Source organism: Paenibacillus sp. FSL W8-0919 (genome assembly GCF_038003785.1).
GTDB classification, from domain to species: Bacteria; Bacillota; Bacilli; order Paenibacillales; family Paenibacillaceae; genus Paenibacillus_AQ; species Paenibacillus_AQ lactis.
Genome location: NZ_JBBOPV010000001.1, coordinates 3139049 through 3161517, shown reverse-complemented (window position 1 = coordinate 3161517; position 22469 = coordinate 3139049). Strand labels below are relative to the sequence as shown.

At 46.5% G+C, this 22469-nt stretch carries 18 protein-coding genes and 1 pseudogene; 3 read left to right on the top strand and 16 right to left on the bottom strand.

The window, feature by feature from the left end; genetic code table 11:
• Nucleotides 1-188: 188 nt before the first annotated feature.
• The 3 genes from NST44_RS14035 to NST44_RS14025 form a co-directional block, all read right to left on the bottom strand.
• Complete coding sequence (locus NST44_RS14035; RefSeq protein WP_007127782.1) at nt 189-710, bottom strand: phosphotransferase-like protein; 522 nt, start codon at nt 708-710, stop codon at nt 189-191.
• A 108-nt stretch (nt 711-818) separates the two neighbouring features.
• Entirely contained in the window at nt 819-1490 is a 672-nt protein-coding gene (locus tag NST44_RS14030) for a hypothetical protein (protein ID WP_244152623.1), read from the bottom strand.
• 225 nt (nt 1491-1715) lie between these two features.
• Nucleotides 1716-2189: an NUDIX domain-containing protein gene (locus NST44_RS14025; protein ID WP_007127780.1), complete on the bottom strand. Its 474-nt coding sequence runs from the start codon at nt 2187-2189 to the stop codon at nt 1716-1718.
• A 525-nt stretch (nt 2190-2714) separates the two neighbouring features.
• Between NST44_RS14025 and NST44_RS31060 the strand changes: the two genes are divergently transcribed.
• Nucleotides 2715-3113: a ribosomal maturation YjgA family protein gene (locus tag NST44_RS31060; protein WP_007127779.1), complete on the top strand. Its 399-nt coding sequence runs from the start codon at nt 2715-2717 to the stop codon at nt 3111-3113.
• A 507-nt stretch (nt 3114-3620) separates the two neighbouring features.
• On the opposite strand, the gene NST44_RS14020 is transcribed toward NST44_RS31060, so the two are convergent.
• Nucleotides 3621-4082, bottom strand: coding sequence for a hypothetical protein (locus NST44_RS14020; protein ID WP_007127778.1), 462 nt, complete (start codon nt 4080-4082; stop codon nt 3621-3623).
• A 290-nt stretch (nt 4083-4372) separates the two neighbouring features.
• Here NST44_RS14020 and NST44_RS14015 point away from each other — a divergent pair, with 290 nt between their 5' ends.
• Nucleotides 4373-4633, top strand: coding sequence for a hypothetical protein (locus tag NST44_RS14015; RefSeq protein ID WP_340899956.1), 261 nt, complete (start codon nt 4373-4375; stop codon nt 4631-4633).
• The gene (locus tag NST44_RS14010) at nt 4630-5010 is read left to right on the top strand and encodes an aspartyl protease family protein (protein ID WP_340899954.1); all 381 of its coding nucleotides are present in this window, start codon (nt 4630-4632) and stop codon (nt 5008-5010) included. The genes NST44_RS14015 and NST44_RS14010 overlap by 4 nt, the downstream gene beginning before the upstream one ends.
• Nucleotides 5011-5313: 303 nt before the next feature.
• Here the strand turns inward: NST44_RS14010 and NST44_RS14005 are convergent, their stop codons facing one another.
• The 12 genes and pseudogenes from NST44_RS14005 to NST44_RS13955 form a co-directional block, all read right to left on the bottom strand.
• Entirely contained in the window at nt 5314-7293 is a 1980-nt protein-coding gene (locus NST44_RS14005; protein WP_340899953.1) for a stalk domain-containing protein, read from the bottom strand.
• Nucleotides 7294-7666: 373 nt separating this feature from the next.
• The gene (locus tag NST44_RS14000) at nt 7667-9172 is read right to left on the bottom strand and encodes an alpha/beta hydrolase family protein (RefSeq protein WP_210094791.1); all 1506 of its coding nucleotides are present in this window, start codon (nt 9170-9172) and stop codon (nt 7667-7669) included.
• A gap of 382 nt (nt 9173-9554) precedes the next feature.
• Nucleotides 9555-10631 carry a Gfo/Idh/MocA family protein gene (locus tag NST44_RS13995; RefSeq protein ID WP_340899952.1) on the bottom strand — a complete coding sequence of 359 codons (1077 nt, stop codon included), beginning with the start codon at nt 10629-10631 and terminating at the stop codon, nt 9555-9557.
• Nucleotides 10632-10648: 17 nt separating this feature from the next.
• Nucleotides 10649-11632, bottom strand: a complete 984-nt coding sequence (locus tag NST44_RS13990; RefSeq protein ID WP_340899951.1) for a Gfo/Idh/MocA family protein — start codon at nt 11630-11632, stop codon at nt 10649-10651.
• A 136-nt stretch (nt 11633-11768) separates the two neighbouring features.
• Nucleotides 11769-13460: an extracellular solute-binding protein gene (locus NST44_RS13985; RefSeq protein ID WP_340899949.1), complete on the bottom strand. Its 1692-nt coding sequence runs from the start codon at nt 13458-13460 to the stop codon at nt 11769-11771.
• Between the two features lie 56 nt (nt 13461-13516).
• Complete coding sequence (locus NST44_RS13980; protein WP_007127767.1) at nt 13517-14437, bottom strand: carbohydrate ABC transporter permease; 921 nt, start codon at nt 14435-14437, stop codon at nt 13517-13519.
• Between the two features lie 32 nt (nt 14438-14469).
• Nucleotides 14470-15420 carry an ABC transporter permease gene (locus NST44_RS13975; protein ID WP_034273928.1) on the bottom strand — a complete coding sequence of 317 codons (951 nt, stop codon included), beginning with the start codon at nt 15418-15420 and terminating at the stop codon, nt 14470-14472.
• Nucleotides 15421-16053: 633 nt separating this feature from the next.
• A complete protein-coding gene (locus NST44_RS13970) occupies nt 16054-17196 on the bottom strand; it encodes a LacI family DNA-binding transcriptional regulator (RefSeq protein WP_210094814.1) in 1143 nt (380 codons plus the stop codon).
• 586 nt (nt 17197-17782) lie between these two features.
• Nucleotides 17783-17990, bottom strand: a pseudogene (locus NST44_RS31055) (RNA polymerase subunit sigma-70); the annotation flags it as partial.
• A 397-nt stretch (nt 17991-18387) separates the two neighbouring features.
• Complete coding sequence (locus NST44_RS13965) at nt 18388-18633, bottom strand: hypothetical protein (RefSeq protein WP_340899947.1); 246 nt, start codon at nt 18631-18633, stop codon at nt 18388-18390.
• Nucleotides 18634-18664: 31 nt separating this feature from the next.
• On the bottom strand, nt 18665-19573 hold the full coding sequence (locus NST44_RS13960) for a hypothetical protein (protein WP_340899945.1): 909 nt from the start codon (nt 19571-19573) through the stop codon (nt 18665-18667).
• Between the two features lie 138 nt (nt 19574-19711).
• Nucleotides 19712-22351 (bottom strand): adenosylcobalamin-dependent ribonucleoside-diphosphate reductase, encoded by a 2640-nt coding sequence (locus tag NST44_RS13955; protein WP_445670727.1) that lies wholly within the window; start codon nt 22349-22351, stop codon nt 19712-19714.
• Nucleotides 22352-22469: the final 118 nt, after the last annotated feature.

Genomic DNA, 22469 nt, shown 5'->3' with positions numbered 1-22469 from the left:
TTTCGCTTAACGTTCTTGTGTTCCTGACGTCGATTCCCCTTAGATAGCTCTTAACTTAGAATCGATGTGTCTGCCTGATTATGCTTCCTTGAATTCCCTCGGGCAAACCGAGCGGCGTAAGCCGCGAAGCTGGAACACGTTGTTATCCATGCCCCTGCTTATTTGAGTCGCTAACATACTATTTACGACTATTTATTATTTTTGAATAATGATTTGATAATAATTTCTGCACATTCTTCTGGCGTATTCAAACTCGTATCGACTGAACAGCTATAGCGAATGTTCTTTGACATTATTTTATTTTGCTCATCTGATTGATCTTCTCTTCTGTCACCACGTTCTATACTTCTCTTACGACAAAGATCTAAAGGACAATACACCTCAACTATATCTAAAGGATACCCATTAAAAATATCTTTGACCTTATCGTAATGTGGATTTAACTCAGGTCTTTCAACAAGTATCCCATCGATTAAAACATTCTTTCCACTATCCGAAAATAATCTTGCTGTGTAATACATCATTATTATTACTTCACTTAAGTACTTCCAGTAATCTTTCCGCAGATGTTTATCACCAATCGTATTTTCAAAAAAATCATTGGCAACAACATAAAAAAATGGTTCAGAGTAAGTTTGCATAGCTTCTACTATTGAAGTTTTACCTGAACTTGTTACGCCATTCAAAAATATAATTCTCCCTTTATCCATATTTCTCATCTTCCTTTGTTATGTTTTATAAGATTTCGGGGGTTTCTGATAACGTTCGTGTGTTCACGAACCCTCACCGGCTTAAGCCCGTAGGGCGGGTCGTCAGACTTAGCCGGTGTCTTCATTGAATAAACTTGCATAATCTTGTTCAATTATTAGAGCACCTTTATCTATCATTATTGTTTTGTATTTACTCTCTAGTCTTTCCAGCTTTTCAAAAGGCTCAGAGCCTATTATTGAAAATGGATCTGTTGATGCTAGCTCTCCCTTTAAAATCCTTCTCAAATTAACCGGGGCACCCAGTTCTCTATATGTTTGTACAGTATTGACTCTATGTTTATTCCAAAGTCTTATCGAAAGTTGTAATAAAGGGGCAAGTTGTGACCCATCAAATCTCCAAGTATTATCATTTAACTCAACCTCGTCTTCAGGTAATATCAGGTGTAATGTAATTTCGTTTGAGTGATAAATCCAAAATAATCTCAAATGACTATATTGATCAGAGTGCAACAACATTTGTTTGTAATCATTTTTTACGTGCTGATTGAGCCCCAACTTAAATTTTTTAGACAGTAACTTAGAGTTCCACGATATGATTTCTTCAAGGCTGTTATTCTTAGATTCCCAATAACCCGATTTAAAAGGGAAGAACTCAAATATAGTTTCATAAACATTCTTCGTAAAATTACTGGAGAAGTAATCATAAGGAAATGAATAGTGCACTGAGAAATATGGTGGCATTGTTCCTCCTGGTTTTACATGTTCTACAGATGATTTCACATAACGTTCCTGTATCTACGAACCCGAGAGGCTTAAGGGAGCGTCAGAGACCGGGTCCGACGGACTTAGCCTCGTAGGGTTGTGAGCTGATTCCACTCCTCTGCCTTATTCAACTTGCGAACCAATGGCCCTTGGCCCGTATGTAGATACGATGTTATGCGACGATCTACGCTTCCTCGAAATACTTGCTATGACTTCTGAAATTTCGCCCTTTTAAGCGCCTCTTTATAACTCGTAATTATCCATTATCCAAGGAACATATAATACCTGTTCAGGTTTTATTAGTCCTCGTCCGCGAATCTCATCATTCGGTTGAATATCATCTAAATGAATGATATTAGACCAGAAGAATACCATATAGTTCTTAGGAAAAGGGTATTTGTAATTGTCTGGTTTCTCTCCGAACATTTCAATTTCCACAAACCCCAATAGCCTCAGGTCATGTATCTTTGCTCCTGTCTCTTCGTATAGTTCTCTTATTACTGCTTCTTCTGCAGATTCTTCTCGTTCAATGTGTCCACCTGGTATATCCCAGCCTCTAGCATGCAAATCAGTTAGAATAATTTCTTCATTTGAAAATGCTAGAACGAATGAACAGGTTATTAAATGCCTATCAGGCATAACGTCAGATATAATCGTTGTGATCTGGTTAGGTTTTGGAAGCCAATCAATGTCTTTATCTATTTTAATTATGCGCATTCAATATCTCCTTCTTTTATATATTAGTAGAACGTCGTATAACGTTCCCGTGTTCACGACGTCCCACCACCTTAAGCCCGAAAGGCGGCCGCGATGCGGTTAGGTGGTGTGGATATGTACAGTAGATTCCGCTTCCCTGCTGCTGAAATGCCTCCTAGAATCCCATCTAACCTCTGACGGACCGAGGGCAAATGCCCGAAGCGTGAATATGTTGTTAGGTGATGTCCCTGTCTTATTCGAGCTACATCCCTTCTCTTTATCTATAATCTGCACACAGTGATCTCAATAGATTATTTTTTTTACTCTTCCCTATTGTAATTTGTCAGACCACATCGAATTTCTGGCATTGCTAATTTATTTAAACTGGCCGGCCCTGCCATTGAGATCTCGTTAATCCGAAGCCTTCTTTATGTATGAACCGACGATTGGCACTACTGAGTTAATAGGATATACTTCACCTTATAAAATAACTATAAAAATTTTTTCTCTGATGTCATTTCTCATACAAGAAACAGAGGTGTACTTATGAGTAGAAGACTAGTTTACTTTAGCCTTTCCTTAATGTGTATTATTTTCTGTATACTTATAGTTTTGCTCTTTAGTGAAATGCCGTTCATAAGAGGATTGGTTGGGGATGTTATTATTGTAGTTTTTATATATTATTTTATTATGACTCTGAAAGATTTTAATTCGATTTATGTTGTAATCTTTACTCTTGTATTGGCTTTTATCACAGAAGTGCTGCAGTATTTTCACTTTGCTTCAATTCTAGGTCTTCAACACAATAAAATTGCACAGCTAATAATTGGTTCTATATTCGACCCTATGGATATGATCGCATATACAATTGGAGGTATTGTTGCTTTCATCATCGATACGAAAATAATTAAGAAGCCGAAAAACACCCATATCCGCACGTACTAAGAATGCAGCAAGTATCAATTGAGTTGTACAAGAAGTGCGACTATAGAGAGAGACTTCCTTACACGGGTCTTTCTTTTAGTTTTCACCCTACTAAGGGGAAACATCAATCCAAGAAGTTATACTTCCCCCGGCTCAGTCAAGAAATAAATGGAGCTCCGCAAATAACCACCGCGGTTTTGCATCCGCAGAAATAATAATGAGCCAGTTAGTATTCCTAAGGCGTAGTAAATAAGTTTTTCTTGATTTCTATTAACTCCATCGAATTCACTCTATCATAGTATTACTGGGATTTCACCTAACGTTCTTGTATTCGCGACGCCAACCACCTTAAGTCCCAACGGGACGGCCTCGATGCGGTTAGATGGTGCGGGTGTGTCCGGCTGAATATGCTTCCTTGCTACTGAAATGCCTCTCCGAATTCACTTCTAACTCCTGCCGGACCAAGGGCCGAATGGCCCGAAGCGTGAATATGGTGTTAGACGAAGGTCTCTCTTCTCTGAATTACTTTCAAAATTGCTTTAAATTATCTATCGTATTTCTAAGTTTTTCATATGCATTTAGAGGAAATTCTGAATTCCATCTTTCTTGGAGTTCCTTAAATCCTAGATCCTTCATTTTGGTTAGTTCTCTATGTATTATTCTAAGTGGCCTAATTGTTTGTAATTGTTCTGTTATTAATAGTTTGCCTTCTTCATTTAATTCGCAACTAAAGTTATCACTCATTTCATATGCCTGAAAATTACATAACGAATTTGTGATTCTCGTTATTTTGAACCTGAATTCACCTGGTTCTGTCTGCATTGTAATTATGACTTCATTGAAATCCTTATCCAGAAGGGAGGACTTATCGGCTAATTCATGAATTGAATCGGTCAAAAATGAAACTGGAATTTCGATTATTTCACCTTCACTGGAAGTTATCGATATATCTAACCAACCATGGGGTTGAAGATTCATTATGATATCCATGAGTTCCCCCTATTTTGAATGTATTTAGAGACTTTCGTATAACGTTTATGTGTTCCTGAACCCGAGAGGCTTAAAGGAGCGTAGCGACAGGGTGGCTCCGCCACTTAGCCTCGCAGGGTTGTCTGCCCTGATTATCCTCATCGAAAATCCTCTGGCAGATCAAGGAGCGGACGCGACGCAGCAGGAAAACGATGTTATACGCTGGTTCGTTCTCCTTCGAACTCACTATCATTGAATGTTTCAAGATGGGGTTGTACAATGAATATAAGTATTTTCGGAGGTGTTCATGTATGAAATGGAGCCATATCCGTGAAATCTACCCTAATCGTTGGATTCTAGTTGAAGCTCTTGCCACTCATTCAAATAACCATATAAGAACAATTGAAGAAATGTCAGTTGTTTCTGATTATGACGACCCTAAGCGTGCATGGGCTTCATATAAGAAACTTCATATGTTAGAACCAACTAGAGAACTCTATGTTTTTTACACCGGAAATGAATGTATTGAAGTCATCGAGCAACCCTTTACCGGGATTAGAGGTCTTCGATGAAAATCCATCTTGTAAATGGTTTGCCTATTGTTTCTCTCCCTTTATCTTACAATAATAAATCAACTCTTCTGAATAATGTACTCTTGGATACCGGATGCTCCACAACTATTTTTGATACTGATGTTGTTGAACCAATTGGGATAGATATAGACTTTATCAACGGAAAATCGGTACGGATGTATGGAGTAGGTGGTTCAAGTGAATTATGTTATCAGCAAATTATTTCAGATCTCTCTATTGATAACATTGTGCTTAAATATTTTACTATCCAACTAGGACTTACCAAAGAACCATATGGCTTCAATGCAATATTGGGTGTCGACTTTCTTTACAAATATGGTTTAAAAATAGATTTCGAGAAATTAGTTATTTCATAAAGGTTTAACGAACTTGCACATAACCCTACACAAAAAAAGACCCCCAGCCCATCATTTCCATGACCGGGCTGCAGGCCTTCCGTGCTTCGAAGCCTCTGCTTGTCTATATAAGTTGAACTATTGTTTGGATGCGATAGGGCAGCCGTATGAAATGTCCTTACGATCGCTGTTGTTCCCGGATTTCTTTTGATTGTATTCATTCATAATCAGTAGAAATCCACTCACAAGACGACCACTACCGTTTCTTCAGAAACATTTTCCACTCTTCCTGACTCGCTCTCTCTTCAGCTCATCTTATTTAGCTTACATGATGATCAAAATAGCTTTCCCATTCACGAAAGAGACGATATTGAAATTGGAGTATCCCCAGGTTTCAATCGTTTTTCCGCCGCCGGAGGTTATATCTTTGGCAGCCGGGTTCCCCCATGACAGCTGTACCTGCTCCTTCGTCATGCCGAGGGAAACCTGTCCGGCCTTAATCTGCTTCCAGATGGACGCGGACCATTTGTATTTTTTATAAGGGTCGTAAGTTAATAAGGAGGAACGGTCTGCGAACAGCTGCGTCACTTCCGAAGAGCGCATTGGGTAGCTTTTTACCGTTTTCCCTGATGCCGTCTTGAAGATGACGTTGAATTCACCCTTGTCGTCAGGCAAAATGTCGGTTACCGTCAATTTCGAGAAGCGTTCCAGGTCCTCGAATTCGTTCACCCAATACGTCCGGCCGATGAATTTAACCAAATTGCCTTGCATCGCTTTTTTGATCAATCCAGCCGTTTCGCTGGAAACCACGGTCAGGGTCGCATCCTTGCCAAGGGAGATATGCGCTTGCTTCCACTTGGCATCCCAGGTAGTTTTAGCCCCCAGCGCGTCGGATAATACCGAGGCCGGGATGAGCAGCTCGCCCTTGTCGTTCATGGGCGCAGCTTTGAGACGGATGGAGCTTTCATTCAGCTTGGCCTGGCTGCTGCCTGCTTTGAACGAGAGCACGGTCTGTCCGAACTTCGCCTCCACGCCTCCGCTTTTGGCCGAATAGGTTCCGCCCAATGCTTGGATTACGGATCTCGCCGGAACCATGACATTGCCATTGACCTGTTTCGCGTATTTCAAATTGTTACGCAGGCTGGACGACACCGTTACCGATTTGGACTGGCCGCCCGATGTTACCGTAATCTGCGTCTTGCCGACTCCGGCAGATTTCAACGTGCCGTTCTTCTGCACGCTCAACAAATACGGCTTCTCGATCTCGATGCTTGCATCTTTAACCGGCACCTTGATCTTGGCCCCGTTGGTGTAGTTCTCCTGGATGCTCACTTCCAGCGACTCTCCTACATAAGGGGTCGCATTGGATATCGCAACGGATAAACTTTTAACCACCGGTACATCCACATTCTTGTTCTGCCCATCCTTATGGTGTACCCAGCTACCGTCACTTCGCTGCGCATAGAAGCCTTCCGACAAATCCTTCGCATTCCCGTAAATGGATGTCCTTACGATCCCGCTAAGCTCCGAGATTTGCTCCTTGAGCTTCCAGCGGTCTTTATACGTTCCGGTGGTCCACACGGTTCCGTCCTGGAGTGTCACGATCAGAAGATCCGTCGGTTCATTCGATACATAAACGATATGAGCTGCCTGTTGAGCCACGGTAACCGGGATGATCCGCCCGTTATCGTCGAAGTTGGACGTCTCATATACAACCACGTCACCGTTATCATGCAGCAGGGCAACGCGTCCGCTGTGTACGGTCATGGATTTAACGGAAGCCGGGCTTTCCACGATTCCGAGCTTTTTAAATTGATCGTTCTTGTAGTTATCCTCGAGCAGCAGCTCTCCGCTTGAGGACAATGCAGCCAGCTCCTGATCCGCATTGGCAATCAGCCGAATGCCGCTGAGATTGTTTACTTTTACATTGCCGCTCCATACGGTACCATCCGACTTCAGCCAGTAGGAACCCGAAATCTGCTTCACGCCGCTTGTACCCGGAACGACCTGGGGTCCCTTGCCGATGCCCCATTCCACTAAGCGGCCATCCTGCGTCATCCCGATGCCCCCGTACTCATAACCGCTAATGGCTGTGACACTACCTGGCGTACGAATGCTATGGCGCCCGTCAATCAGGGACCACATGGAGCCGTCACTCATCAGATAGGTATTCTTTCCCGCAATGTCTTTGATCTGGAGCTCGGCCCCTTCGGCAGAGACGCTGCCCTGGTTTGTCCCCGCCAATCCGAGTCCCACCAGCAAGCTGAACAAAACGAGAACATACAACGTTCTTTTCACTTCCATGACCTCTCTTCACTGTCCAAATAGGAATATTTTTCTAACAACCTCGATTGATTTCGACAAAATAGGTATAAATTCCTGCATGAAACAGCGGGACATTAATTAAAAAGCACCAAAAAAATAACGCTCCCTTTTGGGGCGTTTTGCAGATTACGCAAGATGCATGTGGGAAAGTCTGCATGTGTTCGGAATAAGCCCACTAACTAAACAGTCCCGAGCAAAAAAGACGCAGTCACATCTATAACTTGATTCGCATTCAAGCTAAACGAAAAAGCCAGCCACCGGTTAGATACCGGCGACTGGATGCTTAAATGTGACGATAGTCTTTGTTTACTTAATAAGGGAGCATGCCGAAATCGGCTGCTTGTTCCATCATTTATAATAGCGAGGTTGCGAACTTCATCTCGGGAAAGCGGCTATCCGGTCCTTTCATTAAGTTTCCGCCTTGATTTTTCAGATACATGTCAAAGAAATCCAGCATATAGGCATTAATAACGGTGCTCGCTCTTTCAGGTGCAGTTTTTCCCGTAATGCCCAGCAATTTGAAAATAGGAGAAATGAACTGGACATCGGTAAAATTCAAATGCTCCGTATTTTCAATATAGAGGACTTGTCCCCCTTCGCCGACCGTTTCGCGCATCCGTTTAAGCTCCAGCTTTTTATCTTCCGTTACTTGATCCATCCACTCTCTTGTTGAGCCCATACGGTCAAGCTCTGCATCCGTGTAAACCCGGTCATCCCTCACCATTTTTAATCGTTCATATTCGGTTTCCGAGTGGATGAATAAAAACGGCTTTTTCAGCCCCTCTCTGTCACGCAGTCGGTAAAGGCCTCCGTCCAAGTCTATTCCAGCCGTGATTCGCGGATCGAAAGCAGCGTCATAGGCCGTCGCTCCGCCGATGGAATGACCAAACACCCCGACATGCTTGAGATCCATTTTCCCTTTAAAACGACTTGGAATCTGCCCCGATTGGATAAGCTCGAACTGGTCCAGCACAAAGGCCACATCATCTGTTAAAACTTTTCCCAATTTGTCGCGATTTCCGCTTTCGGTTCGGTAATCGTGGTCGGGCGAAAATAAGTCGTTGGTTGTGCTGGTCGTAATTCGACCGTCCGGAAACTCTGTTGCAAATGTATTGAAGGTATGGTCGATCACGGCGACGATATATCCGTGACTCGCGAGATTTTCGGCTTGCGACGTATGGAGGAACCTGGAGGAGCCAAAGCCGGGATTCGCAAGGATCAGCGGGTATGTAGTCTGTGCTGAAGAGACTTCGGCCTCGGAATAAGCATGACTGGATACGTACTTCAAGTGTTGAAAAGTAAACCCGGGAAGGCCGTAGTTCGCCGCCATGTAACTTAGAATCCGGGTATCAGGGATAAAAGGAGCGTACTGCCCGGTGCCGGCTTGAGCCGGATACCATACCTGAACCATCAATTCCCTCTTCCCTGTCGCGGTTGTACCGAATGTCTCCTCCCGGCTTGAATCGATGAAATGAAAAGCTTGCGTGCCTACCTTAAACTCGCCGGTTGGCTCCGGAAAGCTGAATACGGGAAACACATACTGAAAGCACGCTGTCGCGATTAACCCCATCCCAATAAAAAGGCGGCCCAGCATCCCGCGGATTCTCGAAGCAGTCTGAACGACTGCCGGTGCTTTGAAAGCGTCGATCAGTGAAAGAATAAGCATCAGGAGCGTAAATCCGTATAAAAACAATAGCTGAACCCTGTATCCTTCGACAAGCAAATGGATCACTATAAAAATGGAGCCTGCTCCGCTTGTCAGGAGCAAAGCTGATCTTCGGATACGTGGATTGACTACGAACTGGAATGCCAACAAACACGCACTCGAAAAGAATAGCAGTATTTCAAAAAACCTCACGCCAACTCCCCCTTAATAATAATCCTATCCAGGGAGTATTTTAGAGGAGCCGCCAGGTTGGTACCATTGATTTAGGTGACATATCCCTTACACGCTTGTAAGGATGCACGATGATGTGCGGGAAAGGCCCGGATCATCCATGGATATTAACGCCGATAAGACGTTCTTTAGTCATTAAAATAACCCGCGCAAGGCGCGGGTTCCAATGGACGATTTCCTTGTCTATCGACAGTCTTGAATGCGTTCGACGAAATGCAGAGGCATCCACGAAGACAAGGATACGTATAAAGATCGGTATTTGATCGAATACATTCTTAATAAAACGAAAAATAATCGGCGCTTGGCGACCCGCTATGACAGGTCAGCGTTTCACAACCCTTCCCTAATCAAAATAAACGGTTTTTCCTGTTTCCGCCGATATATATACCGCTTCTAATATTTGCGAAACAATCATCGCTTCCCTCGGCTTAACCAAGGGCTCGGTATCGTTCACGATACTGTGAATCCATTGTTTGGCTTCATATTCGAAATCCGTTAATTCTTCTCCCCTGAACAGCTCTCTTGCATTCGGATTCACCTCGATTTTATTGAGGAACAAGCTTCCGTCCCGCTCGCCGTTGATCCGCAGTTCATTTTTGGCAAAATCCGCCCCGCCCTTTGTTCCGCACAGCAGGTTGCCGCTGCTCTCCGCAATGTTGAGGGCCCAGCTGGTTTCAATGATGACCGTTGCTCCATTTTTAAATTTCACATACCCGAACGCCGAATCTTCGACCTCGAATTCGCTCGGATCCCAGGATCCCCATTCGTTCGCGGCATTTTCGGTAAACTTCAGCTTATGGAAGGTACTACCGACGACGCTCTCCGGCTCATAGTTATCCATCAGCCACAGGATCAGATCCAGGGAGTGGGTTCCAATATCGATCATCGGACCGCCCCCCTGCTTCTCTTTATCCAGAAACACGCCCCAGGTAGGCACGCCTCGTCTTCGGGTAGCGACCGCTTTGGCAAAATAGATATCCCCAAGCTCCCCGTCGGCGATCATCTTCTTTAGCAGCTGGCTCTTGGCGTTGGAACGGTTCTGGTATCCGACGGTGAGCTTCTTGCCTGTTCGCAAGTGGGCTTCGTACATCGCTTTGGCCTCGGCACCTGTGACGGCCATCGGTTTTTCGCACATGACATGCTTGCCGCTTTCAAGCGCATCAATGGAAATTGCCGCGTGCGAGCTGTTCGGTGTTAGCACATGAACAACCTCAATTTCCTCCATCGCCAGTAGATCCTTGTAATCTGTAAACACCTTTGCGTCCGGCGTGCCGTATTTTTTGGCGGCTTCCTCGGCTCGTTCCGGCTTCAAGTCGCAGAAGGCCACCATCTGTACGTTATCTAACTTGGACAAGCACGGCATATGCTTCCCGCCTGCAATCATTCCGCAGCCGATAATCCCGACTTTTACGGTTCTCATGGAATCCCCTCCCCGCGTTATTTGAACTCCACCGTTCGGTTTTCCTTATGTGCGATATATGCCGCTTCCAGCAGCTCCGTCAATTTCGTCCCGTCCTCCAGTCCGAAGGGCATCGGCTTGTCATCAAGCAACGCATCCGCCCATTGGATGATCGGAAGCGGCTGCTCTTTAGGGAGCTGAGTCGGTGAGATCCATCCCGAAAAAGGTAGCTCGAGCTTCTTCGAGATGATTCGAACGGAATCATCCGAGATCATCAAGGTGCCCTCCGTACCGTAAATCTCAAGGGCCGAAGGGGTCCTGTACGTCACAAGGCTCGTTTCGACCAATGCGACCGCGTTGTTGACGAACTCAATGGAGCACTGCGCGTTATCCTCTACTGCCCGATGGGTGAAGTAATGGAACATGGATGTGATTCTTTTGGGCTGACCCAACATCCAACTGGCTAAGTACATCGGATGACATCCCAAATCCATCATGGCTCCGCCCCCGGTTTGCTTCTCATCATACCAGTAGTCGGGTAGCCAATTATTCAGAGCACCGTCGTGGCCGTTTCGAATGCGCAAAAGCGTCACGTCCCCTAATACATGGTCATCGATCAGCTGCTTCGCAAACAATTGGTGCGGCCTTGTACGGGCGGGAAAAGAAATGCAGAACTTGACGCCTGCTTTGTGTACCGCGGCAGAAATCCGATTGCATTCTTCAACAGTAAGAGCCATCGCTTTCTCGGTAAAAATATGCTTGCCGGCCTCCGCGGCAGCGACCATGACGTCGGCGTGCATGCTTGTAGGGGCATCCACCACAACGCCGTCGATGTCTTCCCGCCGCAGCAGCGTATCCAAATCCGCTTCAAAATCCGCTCCCAATCGGGCAGCCCATTCCCTTCCGCGTTCAGGCTGTTCGTCCCAGACGGCCGCGAGCTTCACGTTACCGTGAGATTGCAGCTTTCTTGCATAATCCTCTGCATGCACATGCCACTTACTTAGCATCGCAACGTTCAACATGCTTCTTCCCTCCGTAACCGTTTATATTTTTTCACCGAATTTTACACACTCAAAGGGAGGCGGCGATATAAACAAGGTTAAGAAAGTGATTGGGGATGGAGCGGCACCATCCACACCATCCCGCAATCTTCCTTCATTAGAACCCTACATCATCCCGTTCCGCAGCTTTTTGAGCCACGAACTCCGCCATTTCCTCCACGCCGGCCGCTCTGAATTTTTCCTGAACACTATGAAGCATATTTAGAGCCTCTTCATCGGACGCCGCAAAAAAGGCCTTCTTAAATTCCTCATCAAAATTCAAACTGCTGGTTTTATCGATATATTCCTGATATTTAGGCCACTCTCTTGCAAGGTAGCTCGCGCTTACCTTGTCTATGATTTTGATCGGCATTCTTGCTGAGAAGCTCTCCTCCAGCTTTTGCCACTCGGTTTTTTGATCCTCAGGCGTAGGCCAAGTGACTTCCGAGGAGAAGGCCCCGATAAATCTTCCCGGAAGATAATTGAGCCCTGCGTCTCTCTTCAGATCCGGGTTGTCATCGAATTGCTTTTTCACATCCGGAATCCATTGAGGGATCCCGTTTTCCATCGTGTAGTGCGTTCCTTCGATCCCGAAATACGCAAGCAATCGGCCCTCTTCGCTGTTGACATAATCAATGTACCGCAATGCCGCATCGGGATCTTTAATGTCCGCGCTTAAAAACAGGACAGGGAATCCTGAACGGCCCGGCTTTTCCACTTGCGTTCGAATGTTTCCGCTCTTGTTCTTCATCGGTCCGAGCAGCTCATATTGCATTTCCGGATTCGTCTTATACAGCGTTTTTTGTAAATCCGCCAGCATCGGCTGGGCTCCGAATACGGCAAGCTTGCCGGTCGTCAGCTTTTCATTCGCCGTTGTGCTCGTATTGTTGAAGGCTTCAAGATCGAACAAACCTTCCGTTATTAATTTTCTCATGTATAACAGTCTGGCTTCATGATCCTTGGATTGCGTCCAGTGGATCAGTTTTCCGTCCACTTCACGGTAGTCCGATATCGTGTAATCCGTCCACCCTGCTAGGAATTGGCCGTAATCCCATCCATTCCACATGGTTCCGGCCGGGATAACCGGCTTTCCGCCAATATCTTTGAAACCGCCATCCCGGATCTTGACCAATAGCTCATATAGCTCTTCCTGCGTATCAATATCCTCCGCTTTTACATTTAAGGCTTTCAGGATATCTCCCCTGGCGAATAGGCCGTAGTTCCAATTATGAATGCTCTCCGGGGTTCCGTCCGGGGTCTCCGTAGGAATGAGATATGTCTTGCCCTCAAATTCGGGGCTGTTGAGATCGAACTCGGCAAAATCCTTCGCAATCCCGGTCGTCACAAGTCTTTTTACATTCGGGTACTTATCGAGATAAGGGGTTAAATCCAGAAGCTGTCCTTCCGTGGCCGCCTTCTTGATGACTTGTCCTTCTCCTCCAGTAGTAGACCAGAAAGGTGCGTTAACGATATCCGGAACCGTACCGGAAGCAAAAATGGTGTTTAGCTTTTCTACTTCGCTTGTCGTGATGGATTCCAGTTTCAACGTGACCCCGGTTTTTTCCCTAATTTGTTGGGCTACGGGATTATTCTCCTGGTCCTGCGGGAAACCGGCTCCGCCACCGTTCCAAGCACTGAGGAAAGTCAAGGTGACCGGCTTTATTTCTTCAGTCCCTGACTCTTTTGGACCCGGTTCATTCGTGCCTGCTTCCTCTTTTCCGCCCGTTCCTGTGCATGCCGTCATTGTCATGAAAAGCAGCAAAGCGATTAGTGCCATGCCAAGAACACTCCTGCGCTTGTTCTTTCTCATCCTACAATCCCCTTCCATTGGAAGTTTTATATAAGAGGCTTTGCCTTTTATACCAACTACTCCTTAAGAGAACCGACCAACACGCCTTTGACAAAATATTTCTGAAGAAATGGATACACACAGATGATCGGGGTCGTAATAATGATGACGAACGTCATCCTCAAGGCTTCCGGCGTTACGCCTCGCAGCTCCATCTGGGTTTCGGTCATGTTCTGAATCGCAGATCCGCTATTTCCCGACGACGACGTCATCGACTGGAAGGACGCTTCGCTGATCATCTTGTTCAGGAACGTGGCGGCAGGCTGCAGGTTCTCATTCTGTATGAAGAACTGACCGGTAAACCAGTCATTCCACACGCCCACCCCGACAAACAGGGCAATGGTAGCAAGCACCGGCATCGAGAGAGGCAGGATGATTCTTGCAAATACGGACAACTCGCTTGCTCCGTCGATTCGGGCCGATTCCGAGAGCCCCTCCGGGATCCCGTCAAAGAAGGTTTTCATAATAATCGCATTGAAGAAATTGTATAAGGACGGCAGCACCAATACCCAAAACGTATCCAGGATGTGGATTTGCCGGAACAGGATAAACGTCGGGATAAGACCTCCGCTGAACAACGTGGTGAAGAAAAAGAAGAATACGATATATTTTCTTCCGGGCAGCCCTTTCCGCGAAAGCGCGTAGGCTAATAAGGCCGTCAGAAATACGGAGACTACCGTTACGACAACGGTTCGGGTAATGGAAATGAAGAACGAATTCAAGATCAATGAGTTGCTGAACGCTTTCGCATAGTTTTCTAATGTAAACACTCTAGGAAAAAAATAGATTCCGCCCTTCATCGCATCGTAGCCGTCATTGAAAGATAGGGCCAGGAAATAGATAAATGGATATAGCGCCGTAGCGCAGAATAAAAACAGCACCGTATAGTTGAGCGTCATGTACATTTTATCTGCCGGCGTCAGCCTCCTCGCACCCATACACACACCTCCTTATCTTGAGTGCCAGCCTATTACCATAGCGATACGTTACTCACACGTCTGGATATATTGTTGACAGCCACAATGAGCAGCAGCGAAATCGCGGACTTGAATAATCCTATCGCCGTGGAATAGGCGAGTTGCCCCTGCTGGAGGCCGGTTTTTAAGACATAGGTGTCCAAGATCTCCGAGACGCTTAAGGTTGCCGGGGACTGCATCAGCCAGATTTGGTCAAAGCCGGCGTTCAGGATTCCGCTGAGGGAGAAGATCAGCAGTATGCCAATCGTAGGAGTAAGACATGGCAGCGTGATTTTAAATAGCTTGCTCCACCTTCCAGCCCCGTCGATTTCGGCTGCTTCATACAAATGCGGATCGATATTCGTTAACGCGGCTAAATAAATGATCGAACCCCAGCCTACACCCTTCCAGATGTCGGAGATGATAACCAAGGGATAGAATAATTCCGGCTTTCCCATAAAAAAGATCGGATCCAAACCCATTTGGAATCGAATGTCATTGATAAGCCCTACGTTCGGAGACAGGATTTTTTGAAGCAAGGTCACGACAACGACCCACGACACGAAGTGCGGCAGATAGGAAATCGTCTGAAACACTCTTTTGATTCTTTTGTGCATGACGGCATTGAGCATTAAGGCCAGGATCAATGGCGCCGGAAATCCGAAAATAAGTTTCAGGGCGCTAATGGATAACGTATTTCGGAGCACATCGTAAAAGCTGGAATCGTTCAAAAACTGTTCGAAATATTTAAAGCCTGCCCACGGACTCCCCAAGATCCCCAGATTGAATTTGAAGTCTTTGAATGCGATTAAGATGCCGTACATCGGATAATAGGCAAACACCAGAAACCAGATAATCGCAGGAAGCAAAAATAAATAGATGTGCCTGAATTGCCAGATTTTAGAGAGCTTCTTATTCTTTTTTAATTGCTCAAATCCAGGGATAACAGCACCTTTGGGTACCACTCTCCGAACACCTCCTCTACCTTCGTCGGATCGGATGGTTACGAATCCATTCCCGATCGATTGGGAATAGAGCCAATGTCATTGGCTTCGATTTTCGATTATATATATCGACTGCCCCCTCCTTACTGCAAGCGGTTTCATTAAACGTTAGTTTAAATATATTCAATATACTGTTGAAATCATTCCATAATTTCTTCATTCCGGTAAAAGTATTTTTTGGCCGATAAAAGTACGGGTGGTTTCGTTGATTAATAATCGGGGGTTACATCAAAAAGAAGCTGCTGGTGGCCTAGAGTGACCTCCTGTTCTTTAGGTTATTGAGAAATGGGGGGGGTCTCCTTCTCCACCTTTCAGGCATTCCTTAAGCGAAGGCACATTATATTCAATATATCCACATGAAATTGTGTGATCAAAAATGTGGTACGAAGTCAAACAGACTGGACATGGTTGGGAGGGCTTCTGCTGAATTTCTTTATGGAGCTAGGACTTCTTATGGGAGGATTTCATGGGATGGAGTTGCAGATGACCTAGTAGAAGAGTCCGGGGAGCCGTCGCTTCCATGGTCAGATTCGATCGAAAGCGCGTCGGACTCGTAATTAGGTTCCTTTTATATAGAGGAGACGGGGGTTGATATCACAAAGCGGAGAAGACGTTTGTTCCCGTCGTCTCGCCAATCACCAATTCCGGCTCCACGAGGGTTTTGAAATATTTTCCTTGATGTCCGTCATCGCCGTTAATGACCTCAAGCAGGGTATAGGCCGCACGGTAGCCCATGTCCCGTTCAAACTGTTTAACATGCGTAAACGTGCTGTAGCCTTCGATGATGGAGGTCGGATCGTCAAAGCTGATGATGGAAATGTCCTCCGGCACCTTCAATCCAACCTGACGCGCAATCTGGTAGATTTTTACGGCAAGACTTCCATTTAGCGTAATATAGGCCGTTGCCATCCGGTTTTTGATATAGCGGTACAGCGGATGGGTTTCTGCTTGCTCCAGACTTCCAAGTTCAAAGCCGGTTACGATGTGGGCTGGGTTAATGAGTGCTCCCTTTTCCTTGAAGGCATTCATATATCCATCGATCCGCTCTTGGACGGTAACGGTTTGTATGGGCGAATCGGAGCAGATGGCGATTTCACGGTGCCCCAGTTCCCACAGATAATTGACCGCCATGTTAGCGCCGAGCCTGCCGTCTGATGCTATATAGTGCGTTTCCACCCCGGGAAGATAACGGTCAATGAGAACAAACGGAAACCCCGCAAATTTCATGCTTAGGATTTCCTCGTTGAATAATTCCTCATCAACCGGGAAGATCAATAAGCCTTCCACTCCGATGCTACTGCATGTCTTGATCGCTTCTTTTTCCTTATCAATATCGCCCTCCGACAAATAGATCACGCAGCGGTAATCGTTCTCGTTGAGTGCTTGCTGAATGCCTTGTATAAGCCGAATCGTAAAATAATCATAGATGCTGGGCAGAATCAGGCCTATTAGCCGCGTCCCCATTTCTCCGCTAGCTTTATCGACAGGCTTCACGGAGTTTATTGGAGAAGTCGCCGACATTTCAGGTTCAGGCTCACTTACAAAAGTCCCCTTCCCGGGCACCCTGGTTATGATTTTTTCGTTAACCAAGCCGGCCAGGGCATTAACGACCGTAATCTTGCTGACTCCGAAACGCTCCATGAGGTCTTTTTCCGTAGGAATACGGTCTCCAACCTTCAATACATTCGACGATATCAAGTCGCGTATATACTCTTGAACCCTCTGATACAAAGGCATTCTTTCCGTAGAGCTCAATCGAATCACCACATTTCATTGAATATGTTTAATATATACATTACGAACGGCGCAAGCGTTTTATTCCAATAATTGAAACAGCGGCAGCCATGGACGAGAAAATAAAGTCCTAGACTGCCGCTGTTTTTATTGAACTATCGTATTCGTTAGCTTGCGTGAGAAAATGCTTAAAAAAAGGCACCAGAGCCGTTTCAGCCTTACGTTATATATTTGAATCTATAATAAATGCCCGTTGTAATTAGTTTTGTCACTAAATTAGGTTTCAACAAGACCTACTTGTACGATCATAATGTCAGTAATAATAACATATCTTTCACTTTGCATTGATCAGTTTAATTGATACGGAGGAGGGGATTTTTACCACATAGATAGTCGAGATGTTTCTCTACTTATTAATTTGAAGCATTGTACCCCAATAGAGCTGCATCGGCTCTCCCACAATATCTCCACAACTTCGGCTAGTTCACATAAATAATGCAAAAAAGAATGTAAATACTCACCTTCTTCAACATCCAATATTCCAAATGCAAGTTCTGTAAACCAATTTCTAATACTTTCCCCCCCCATGCGCGATATCCTTAGCTTTCGCAACTTCCCGCTGAGTCCACTCATCCTAACCATGCTCTTAGGCAGAATCGGCCGATTATGACCTCCTCTCACCGTCATCAAAAATATTCAGGTTGCGGTAGATGAGGCTCTTCTCGATCTTCAGCTGCACCTTCTCCACGACATCGTCCGTTCTCCGAACCAAGAATGTCGATGAGCGTAATCTCATTAATGTTAGGGGGGTATCAGTGTTAATATCTTCCCTAGTGCCATAAGGGGTTCTAAATTATCCCCGTTCTTCTCGTTTCAACGCATCTCCAGTGTCCGCCCCAAAAATAATAAGAATACCCATCATAGTTCACTTGCCCTTCCATCGAATTGGGAGGCAATACGGTTACGTTCACAACACCATCCGGACTCTTAGTCAAAAGCCCATTGATTCGCCATTTCTGCAGCTCTTCATAACCTGTCGCCATCTCGATGATTTCTTTGGGTATGCAGTCTGGAATTGTCCTGTCCCAATCAGGTGGTCGCAACTTCTTTGGCTATGAGGGTGATAAAATGGTGATGATTGCACAGACATCATTCCTCCATATACAAAAGAGCGCCGCTGGCGCTCTTAAAGGTTCATGCATATTGATGGTTCTCTCGAGGCGAATCTTCAACTTCGGAATCGTCCGGTACGTCTAACTTTTTATTTTCTCTCAGAAATTTATTGACGTTTGAGTAAATTTTATCGAGCTCTTTTTCATGTATTTGCTTCTGTCGCAACATCCTCCGCAGTGCATTTGAATAAGAGCTTTCATCAATCTTACCACGTTCTGTAGAGAGCTCGAGGATCTTCTTTAGAAAAGCTTGTTCATCTCGAATCATCCTTATCACTCCTTTGCTTTATATTATAACTCTATGCTAGCTCTTCATCAAATGATGATTCACTGTCAAAAAAGTCTTCATCAGTTAAATCATCTTCGGAAAAAATGAACAGCTGTGATGAAACAATCACGAACAAAGCTGCATATGCTTCGCCAATTTCAATCGAATCCTTAATCATGGGATTCATTGCATCAATAGTTAATACCCCAAATGGTACAACTGGTATACTTACAATCGATTTATAACGACTTAATGAATCTGGATTTCTTGACCATTCCATTGAGTCTTCAACATTAGGTTCGTAAACAGTTTTTCGTAGCCTGTAAGCTCTCCCTGCGATTGATACATCAACATCAAGCGACCTAGAATTTATGTAGTTTGAAGGAAATCCCGAACTCGCATGTGACAACACAAGTTTTCTGTTTTCATTATCATAAAGCCAAAATCCACATCTATGCTTTTCTCCTGGTGTAAATTTAACATCTGCTGCTAGAGAGTCAGTCATTCTCCCTAATAGATTTGATAATTTGTATCTAGCTTCACTTGGTGTGTCGGACAGTACTCTTATAGCATCAAATGTTTTGATATGAGTGGTAAGGTTCTCTACTGCAGTGCTGAATTGAGAGGATATGCCCTTCAAATATTCATTTTCATTCTCAAGTTCTCTAATCTGTTCCTGCATTTCTTTAATATTATTTTCCTTATCCAACACGCTGGATATCTTACGAGCCCCCTTGGACAATAAATATGAAACATAAAAAAATAAACCAACGATACCTATTCCGATAACGCTAAACACCCAGCTAGGTATCTTTTCTATAACTGCCTTAACTAATTCGCCGCCCATTTCAACCCCCGAAAGTTTTATTTTTATGATAAAGGATATTCCTAGATTTGCCAACAAAAAAGCGTCAGGATAACGGGAGACTAATGAAATCAACTCGCTTTATCCTCGATCACGGCTTCCTTCTGCGCATTATTCTCATTCAAAAAGCCCGTACCACCAAGGTACGGGCCTATAACACTTTAAATTTTACATTTTTTAAAATATAAAACGATTTTTGTCATCAATCCCCACTTACGAACACTTGCTATACCCGCAGTTCCCGCAAGTCTTACATCCCTCGATGTTGATCAGGGACGCGCCGCCGCAGGACGGGCACAGGTCCAGGGACATCGAGCCGCCGGTGTGAGCGCCGCCATGGCCATGGTCGGCTGCTGGTGCGCCGTGGCTGGCAACCGCAGGCTCGGCCGGAGCCATGGTGGCCGCAACCGGCGCAGGATCATGGTCATGATCCGGTGCTCCGCTTGCCACATGCGTCTCCAGCGCCTTCGCTACGGCGTCCGCGATGGACTCCACGCGGTTCGCGCCGAAGCCGATCGCGCCGGTGCCGCCGATGCCCTTCAGATGCTTGATCAGCAACTCCACCTTGTTGCCATGGTCACCATACCGCAGGAACAGGGAGCAGACGCGTCCAAGCGCCTCGGCCATCGCGAACACGTCCGAACCGGCTTTGCCGACGTTCAGGAAGATTTCGCTCGGGATGCCGTCCAGGTCGTTGATCGTAATGTACGCCATACCGAACGGCGTATTCATTTTGTACGTTGCGCCGCGCAGCACCTGTGGACGCTTCTTGTACTGCTTATCGAGTCCGCTCTTGCTTCCAGCCGGTGCCGCAGGGGCAGCTGCCGAAGGTTGAACGCTGGCGGCATCCTCTGTTGCTTGACCTGCCGCGCTTTGCTCAAGCGCCGTTTCCTGGGAAGACGCGGTTACAGCTTCCGCTGCTTTGTCTTCTTTCTTCTCGGTCTGCAGCACTTGGATGTCGCGGCTGCCGTCGCGGTAGATCGTTACCCCTTTGCACCCAAGGTCAAAGGCCAGCTCATAGAGGCGCTTCGTATCCTCAACCGTGAAGTCTGCCGGGCAGTTGGCCGTCTTCGAGATCGAGCTGTCTACCCAGCGCTGGATGGCTGCCTGCGCCCGGATATGATCCTCGGCGGACAGATCCATCGCCGTCACGAAGTAATCCGGAAGCTCTTCACCCGGATGGCTGTCCAGCCACTCCTGAGCGATTGGAACGAACTGCTCGTCGAAGCCAAGACGGCTTTGACGGAAATATTTGAAGGCGAAGTACGGCTCGATCCCCGTCGAGGTGCCGACCATAGTGCCGGTACTGCCTGTAGGGGCTTGCGTAATGACCGTAACGTTCCGTGCGCCTTTGGCACGTACAGCCTCAGCCACTTCCGGATAAACCTCCGCCATATTTTTCATGAATCCGCTCTGCAGGTACAGCTCAGCATCGAACGCTTCGAACGAGCCCTTCTCCGCCGCGATGTCGGCGGATGCCAGATACGCTTCGCGGGCGATGAAGCCGTACAGCTTATCGAGGAATTCCAACGATTCCGGGCTGCCGTAGCGAATTTTCAGCTTGATCATCAGCTCGGCGAGACCCATCGTTCCAAGGCCGACGCGGCGTTCTTTTTTCTGGTTCGCCTCGTTCTCCTCAAAATGGTAAGGCGTCCGGTCGATGACGTTATCCAGGAAGCGAACGGAGTAACGCGTCGTTACCGCCAATTCGTCCCAAGCGACGTCGTGCTTCTCCTCATCGTAGAACTTCGACAGGTTCATCGCGGACAGATTGCACACGCCCCAGCCCGGAAGCCCCTGCTCGCCGCAAGGGTTCGTACAGATAATCGGGTTGAAGTACCAGCTGTTCGACATTTGGTTGTAATATTCCATGAAGACAACGCCCGGCTCGGCCGATTTCCAGGCCGATTCGATAATCGTATGCCACACTTCGCGCGCTCTTACCGTACGGTATGGAATGACCTTTCGTCCGGCCTTTTTCCATTTGTCCAGATCGCCGTCCCACACCTCGTCGTAATCCGGATCGGTCGTGTCCGGGAATACCAGCTCCCACTCCAGATCCTCCTTCACGGCCTTCATGAAGCCGTTGCTGACGCATACCGACAGGTTCGCGTTGGTCACCTGGCCCATCGTCTGCTTCACCGTAATGAAATCCAGCACATCCGGGTGCCAGTCGTTGATCATGAGCATCAGCGCGCCGCGGCGGCTTCCGCCCTGCTCGATAAGTCCTGTCGTGTAGCTGAACAGGCCGCCCCAGGATACGGCGCCACTGGAGGAACCGTTGACGCCCTTGACGATCGCGCGGCGAGGACGCAGCGATGACAGGTTAATACCTACGCCGCCTCCGCGGGCCATAATTTCGGTCATCTCGGTCAACGTCTCCATAATGCCCCCACGGCTGTCTTTTGGAGAAGGGATGACATAGCAGTTGAAGAGCGTCAGCTCGTCGCTGGCTCCCGCGCCTGCTGCAATCCGGCCGCCCGGAACAAGCTTCCAGTCGTCCAGAATGTAACGGAACTTCTCCCGCCATTCCTCCTGCAGCTCCGGTGTTGCCTCAACCGATGACATCGCGGCCGCAAGCCGATCCCACATTTCCTCCGGCGTCTTCTCGATGGTCAGCGTCAGCTTCTCCACCTCCGACTCCACCAGCTCGCCTTTGCGCGTACGAACCGTTACCTTCCGTCCTTCACGAGCCACGATTTCGCCGACTTCCTTCGTCGGGAACTTCGGGTCGTCCTTCGTCAGAACGAGCACCACATCGCCGACCTTCGCATTATTGGTGTCCGCATCCTTCCACGCATACCGGTCCAAAAAGATCTTCTCGCTCAAACCTTCCAGCCGCTGACTTTGCATCGTACTCAAGAGCAACTCCTCCTAATTAAAATATAACGATTATAAATAAAACGTTGATCGACGTTCTCTAAGAAGACAGACCGCGTTTAAAAACGAACCGCCCTGAGCGGTTATCCTG